Here is a 5,834-nt window from a genome sequence, read left to right on the forward strand (position 1 = left end):
TCACTTCCGGTGCCGCTTCCAGCTTGCCCATGCCCTGCCACATCGAATCCAGCGCTTCGAACTCGCGACGTCGTTCCGGATCTCCCGCCAGCCAGGCACGAAAGCGAACCGCATCCAGCTCCGAGACATCGGGAGACTTCAGGCGCACGTACCAATCCGCGGCCTCATCCACAGCGCTCGCTCGACCGTTGGTCATTTTCTCATCCATGATGATTACTTCGCGCCTCGCAGGGAGCGCGTCGTCCTTGGACGATTCAGCAACACGCGGTGACGCATATGAGCCAGCGCTTGGCTGATGTATTTTTCGATCATCGACACCGACAGGTTCAACTCACGAGCAATCTGCGGATAGCTCAAGTTTTCGAACCGGTTCATGACAAAGGCTTCGCGGCACTTCGGCGGCAACTCGAGCAAGGCCGCGCGCACGATGGCCAACTCCTGCTCGGCGCTCAGTTGGCGATAGGCACTGGGATCCTCGGCAGCCACGTTGAAGCTGTCGATATCCGGCGTGCATTCTTCGAATAGATTGCGGTGACTCTTACGCGCATTGAGCAGCACGTTGTTGGCCACTCGGAGCAGAAACGCCCGGGGATGGCGGATGCTCTCGACCGAGTCCGCCTGCTGGACGCGGTAATAGGTCTCCTGCACCACATCGGCGACCTGATCCTGACTCAGGCGCCGGCGCACCAAAAACGAGCGCAAAGTCTGGCCGTACTCTTTATAAAGAGCCTCGACCAGCGTTCTTTTACGCCTCGCCTCGTCCGCCGTGGTCATAGCCGTGTTCGCCCAGCCCCGCTCAGGATAGGTCACCCCTTAGGAGACAGACAACTGGCAGGACCAACCCCTCAATGCGCTGTGAACCAGCGGCCTCGGCGCAGCTACGGTGGCACTACCTCGCAGTGGCTATCAATCAAAGACGCAGCTCGCTTCGTGCAGATGAAAGCCGCGGTCGCATTTCCAGGCTTCGCCGGAGTAGTCCAGATGTGCGTTCGCCGGGACGGGTACAGCGACGCATTGGGCGCTTTCCCGGCGGAAGCCTCGTTCACATTCCCAACTCTTGCCGGAGCGCGATAAGAACGCGTTGATCGGTACGTCGATCAGAGCGCAGGCCGCCTGGACGGACTGGTAGCCACGAGCGCACTCCCACCCCGGACCATAGCTGGAATCGACCGAGTGCGCGTTGCTGGGAACTACGATCGCAAGGCATTGGCCCTGCGCCTCCCGATAGCCGCGCTCGCATCTCCAACCGGTGCCGAATGAATCATCCAGGTAGGCATTTTGCGGGACTCTGACGGCCACGCATGCTTGGTCGTTTCGTAGATATCCGCGAGCGCATCGCCATCGCTCGCCCGATGCGTCCAGGTAGGCGTTCGCTGGCACGGTAATGCGTGAGCAACGATCGGTGACTCTTTGGAAACCGGTCATGCATTCCCAACCGATACCATAGCGGGACTTCATAGCGTTCTCCGGTAGGACATTCGGTGTTTCCGCCTCGGCTGACGGCACGAAAGTAACAGCCAACAGCACTACTGCCAGCAGGCCGGCTGGCACGCGCCACCTCTCGAACCCTGTCACGTTGTTCATCGGTCACTGTGCCGAGTCTGGTCCGGTGCGCTTGCTATGTAGCTGAATCCCTGCACCCGCCCGTCTCGGAGCACCACCGGCCGGATGTCGTAAGTGCCCCAGAATGAGCTGCCGTCCGATCGGCGACGCCACGCTTGTCGAGTGATGTGCCCTTCGATGACGGCCGCACGCAAGTCACGATGCGGCTGTCGTCGCGCGACTTCTTCGGAGACATAGAATAGTGACAAATGTCGGTCGACGACTTCTTCGGCAGCGTAGTCGCGCCCATCCCAGCTGCCGTACCAGCAGACCACTATTCCCGTCTCATCCAACATGGCCAACGAACTCGGCTGGGGGTTGGATGCCATGGTCACGTGTAGCCGGGCACCGCGTTTCGACAACGCGCGTCGTCGCCAGGATCGGATCTTGTCGGAGCGGCGGTCAACACTCTTCAATTGATCCCATTTGACTATCGATGTCGATGACCAGCCTGCGTTGGGCGTGCCATTGGTAGCTACGTCGAGGTCGAAGCCCGAGCGCGTCGCCGCCGAAGTTGAGTCAGTGTGGGCTGCTGCCGGCATTGCCATGTCGGCATCTCGACCATCGCTCAACGCTGTGTGCTTAGCTTTCACGAACGGCTCCATACAACTTGCCGATACTGTGCCTGAACGCGCGTGCGCCTTCGGTGCGCCAGCGAACATACGGGCAGCACAGCGACCGCCTCCCGCTGACAGCACCCTATGTGCGTCAACGTACCGAGATCTTTCCAGAAAAAGCGCAACGTCACCGCAGTCCCTGAGCTGCCGGACCGGCAGTGTCTTCACTCCCACGGAGAGATTGCAATGTCCCCATCCCCGGATGCGTTTAGAAATATTTGCTCGCGCCTGACCGCCACGGCGCCAGCCCGAAAGGGGGCAGCACTCGTCGTCGGCATGAGCATGCTCGTGGCCGTTGGCGCATGCAGTAGCGTGTCGGCCCTCACCAAGGAGCGAGTCGCCCAGAGCGACACCTCGTTTCAACAGGCACAGCAGGCAGTCGGACGCTCGGAAGCTGGAGCAATGGAACTACAGCAAGCCCGAGAGAAGCTGAATGAGGCCAAGGCTGCGCTCGCCAAAGATCGACAGCAGGAAGCGGAACGTGCGGCCGCGCAGGCTCATCTCTACTCGGAGCTTGCGATTGCGAAATCGCAGAGCGCCAGTGCGCGCAAAGCCGCCGACGAAGTGCTAGCGAGCGTCGAAACGTTGCGCCTGGAAGCCCAGCGCACGTCGCCGACACAACGCTGATCGACTGCAAAACATACTCAAGAGGTCAAGGACATGAAATTCAACGAACGCATCGTGCTGAGCGTGGCGGTAGCCACGATACTGAGTGCCTGTACCGCCGCCCCAGAACGCAACGAAACATTGGAACGAGCGCGCACGTTGGTTCTAGCAGTGGAACAATCGCCGCGCGCCGGAATAGCAGCGGCCGATATCGCCAACGCACGCACTTCGCTGGACAAAGCAAACAATCTGGCGCAATCCAAAACCAAACGGGCCGACCTGGAGTTCGAAGCCACCAATGCCGCGCTCAGTGCGCAAATCGCCAACGAAAAGATTCTTACCGCACAGGCCAACGAGCAAGTGGCCGACGGCACAGCTCAACGCCAGGCAGTTCTACTCCAGGCGCGCGAGCGTGACGCGCAGAGAAATGTCGATAGTGCGAACGACGCGCGTCGCCAAGCAGATGCCTCTCAGACCCGCGCGGACTCTCTTGAAATGGAGCTCGCCGATCTGAAACTGCAGCGGACCGAAAGAGGTTTGGTGCTGACCCTGAGCGACGTATTGTTCGACACCGGCCTCGCCACCTTGAAGCCCGGCGCCTATGCTCCGCTCGATCGGCTGGCGACCGTGCTGAAAGAACAAGCGGCGCGCAAAGTGTTGATCGAAGGCCACACCGATGACGTGGGCTCCGACCAGAACAATCTGAGCTTGTCAGAACGCCGGGCGCAGTCGGTGCAGGCGAGCCTGGTCCAACGCGGCGTGAATCGCAGTCAGATCACCGCGCTGGGCAAGGGTGAGAACTTCCCGATTGCCAGCAACGACACGGCCGCGGGCCGCCAGTCGAATCGTCGAGTCGAATTGATTTTCAGCGACGGCGCTGCGCGCATCGCAGCCGACCCGGGTCGGTGACCGGGCAGCTGCACCATCAGCAGCGCTCCCATGAGCATCGCGGATCGACAAAATCGATATCACGGTTGCTATGTCCCGGCGACGAGCCTGCCGCGGCGAACGGTTCATCCGAATCTGCAGGCCGAAGCCGCGGCGCTCCGCGAATTGTCGAAGGTCCTCGCCGAAGACACCGGCATGGCCCTGCGCTCCCTGCTCGACATCGCGCAAGATCTTTGCAGAGCAGGCAGCGCAGGATTCAGTCTGCTAGCTCAGGACCGGACGGGCGCGGCGATCGTACGCTGGGAAGCCGTCAGCGGCGCGTTGTCCGAGTATGAGGCGAGCGCCGCGCCGCGGGACCACAGTCCTTGCGGTCTGTGTTTGGACGTAGGCATCGCTATTCTCATCTCACAGCCGCAGATCGTGTTCGACCGGCTGGTCGACAAACTACCTGTCATCGCCGAGCTGCTGATCCTGCCTTTGTACGACGGCGCGCGCAGGCCGGTGGGCACGCTGTGGCTGGCGCACCATGACAGCACATTACATTTCGACAGCGACGACGTGCGCATCGTGGAGCAACTAGCGGCACAGCTGGTCCTGGCGATGAAGCTCCAGGAACGAGCCCGCGATCACTCTCACGCGCTGGCGCTGTTCCAGTCGCATCAACATGTCCAGCAAAGCCTGCTGAACTACGAGCTGCACGAAGAGCGCGGGCTGCGGGAACAGGCGGAAATCGAAAATCGGCAAGCGCTCAGGTTCAAGGACGCGCTGATCGGCGAGATCAACCATCGCACCAAGAATACGCTGCAGGTAGCCTCCACTCTGCTGACCATGCAAGCCCGGGCCAGTTCATCCACGCAAGTGCGCGAAGCGTTACTGGATAACGCTGCGCGCCTGCAAATCCTAGCCAAGGTCCACGAACTGCTCTACTCGAATGCCGACCACAAGCAGAGTGTATTCATACCGCAGTTACTGCAGTCACTGGGCGATGCGCTTCGGCAATCGTTCGGCCGCGCGAACCCAGGAGTAACGCTAGAGATCGCCTGCGACTCCATCGAACTACCCACGCAGGACGCAGTGGCTTTGGCCTTGCTGGCCAACGAGACGATCACCAACGCCTACAAGCATGCATTCCCGAACCACTCCACGGGTACGATCACGGTGCGGCTACAACGCATGGACACCGCACTATGCCTTCGGATCGCAGATACCGGCACCGGTCTCGCTCCAACCAATGGCGGCGAGGGCATGGGCATGTCGCTGATCCGCACCTTCGCGACTCAACTGTGCGGAACACTCGAGATGGCGGGCAGAGGCGTCGGCATGGGCACATTACTGACGCTAGCCATGCCAGCCCCGACCAGCAACCAATTAGCGAGCAGCCCTTGAGCTACCCGACAAATAGCTCCCGTACCACTCCAAGTACCGCCGCAGTTGATCGCGAGCGTAACTCGGCTTGGCGATGCCATGATGCTGACCCGGGTAGATGACCAGCTGCGTCGGCACGCGAAGTGTTTTCAGTGCGCGATACATCTGTTCGCTGCCGCTGACCGGTACGTTGTAGTCGTTCACACCGTGCATGAACAGCGTCGGCGTGCGCACTCGGTCGGCTTGATACAACGGCCGAGACACGCGCATCCACACGTCGGTGTTTCCCCAGAGCGTTCCCCACTCCAGCTCATTGCCGTGCGCGTATAGATCCGTGCCGTACAACGCAGACTTGGTGCCTGAGCCGGCACCGGCCATCGCTGCCTTGAAGCGCGTGTCGCTGACGATGATGAAGTTCGTCAGGAAGCCACCATAACTCCAGCCGCCGACGCCGAGGCGCTGAGAATCGGCAACACCCAGGCCCACCACGTGATCCACAGCGGCAAGCGCGTCGGACACATCGCGATTGCCCCAGTCGGCGAAGATGCCGCGACCGAAAGTTCTGCCACGTCCGCTGCTGCCACGATAGTTCACTTGGACGACCGCATAGCCGTTGGCAGCAAACGTTTGCACAACATTGTGGAAGCCCCAATTGTCCTGACTGTACGGGCCGCCGTGCAGCCAAAGAATGGTCGGATAACGTTGCCCTGCCTGGTAGCCGAGCGGCTTGGCGAGCATGCCGTAAACGCGCTCTCC

At 61.0% G+C, this 5,834-nt stretch carries 7 protein-coding genes; 3 read left to right on the top strand and 4 right to left on the bottom strand.

The features are described 5' to 3' along the window. The 3 genes from JNL55_RS08260 to JNL55_RS08270 all read right to left on the bottom strand — a co-directional run. On the bottom strand, positions 1-208 hold a 208-nt coding region (locus JNL55_RS08260; RefSeq protein ID WP_293851850.1), incomplete at its 3' end, for a FecR/PupR family sigma factor regulator. A gap of 5 nt (positions 209-213) precedes the next feature. Further along, positions 214-774, bottom strand: a complete 561-nt coding sequence (locus JNL55_RS08265; protein ID WP_293851853.1) for an RNA polymerase sigma factor — start codon at positions 772-774, stop codon at positions 214-216. A gap of 806 nt (positions 775-1,580) precedes the next feature. Further along, positions 1,581-2,195, bottom strand: coding sequence for a hypothetical protein (locus tag JNL55_RS08270; RefSeq protein WP_293851856.1), 615 nt, complete (start codon positions 2,193-2,195; stop codon positions 1,581-1,583). A 210-nt stretch (positions 2,196-2,405) separates the two neighbouring features. Here JNL55_RS08270 and JNL55_RS08275 point away from each other — a divergent pair, with 210 nt between their 5' ends. The 3 genes from JNL55_RS08275 to JNL55_RS08285 all read left to right on the top strand — a co-directional run bounded on the left by JNL55_RS08275 (position 2,406) and on the right by JNL55_RS08285 (position 5,099). Then, positions 2,406-2,846: a DUF4398 domain-containing protein gene (locus tag JNL55_RS08275; protein WP_293851859.1), complete on the top strand. Its 441-nt coding sequence runs from the start codon at positions 2,406-2,408 to the stop codon at positions 2,844-2,846. Positions 2,847-2,879: 33 nt separating this feature from the next. Then, positions 2,880-3,734 carry an OmpA family protein gene (locus tag JNL55_RS08280; RefSeq protein ID WP_293851862.1) on the top strand — a complete coding sequence of 285 codons (855 nt, stop codon included), beginning with the start codon at positions 2,880-2,882 and terminating at the stop codon, positions 3,732-3,734. 174 nt (positions 3,735-3,908) lie between these two features. Next, positions 3,909-5,099 (top strand): sensor histidine kinase, encoded by a 1,191-nt coding sequence (locus JNL55_RS08285; protein ID WP_293851867.1) that lies wholly within the window; start codon positions 3,909-3,911, stop codon positions 5,097-5,099. Here the strand turns inward: JNL55_RS08285 and JNL55_RS08290 are convergent. Then, positions 5,082-5,834 (bottom strand): alpha/beta hydrolase family protein (locus tag JNL55_RS08290; protein ID WP_293851864.1); only part of this gene is annotated, 753 nt, incomplete at its 5' end. The genes JNL55_RS08285 and JNL55_RS08290 overlap by 18 nt on opposite strands.

The organism is Steroidobacter sp. (assembly GCF_016790065.1).
In the GTDB taxonomy this organism is placed as follows: domain Bacteria; phylum Pseudomonadota; class Gammaproteobacteria; order Steroidobacterales; family Steroidobacteraceae; genus Steroidobacter.

Excerpts from the sequence above, each read along its gene's own strand:
- JNL55_RS08280 (WP_293851862.1), top strand. The coding sequence starts at position 2,880 with ATGAAATTCAACGAACGCATCGTGCTGAGCGTGGCGGTAGCCACGATA.
- JNL55_RS08265 (WP_293851853.1), bottom strand. The coding sequence starts at position 774 with ATGACCACGGCGGACGAGGCGAGGCGTAAAAGAACGCTGGTCGAGGCT.
- JNL55_RS08275 (WP_293851859.1), top strand. The coding sequence starts at position 2,406 with ATGTCCCCATCCCCGGATGCGTTTAGAAATATTTGCTCGCGCCTGACC.
- JNL55_RS08285 (WP_293851867.1), top strand. The coding sequence starts at position 3,909 with ATGGCCCTGCGCTCCCTGCTCGACATCGCGCAAGATCTTTGCAGAGCA.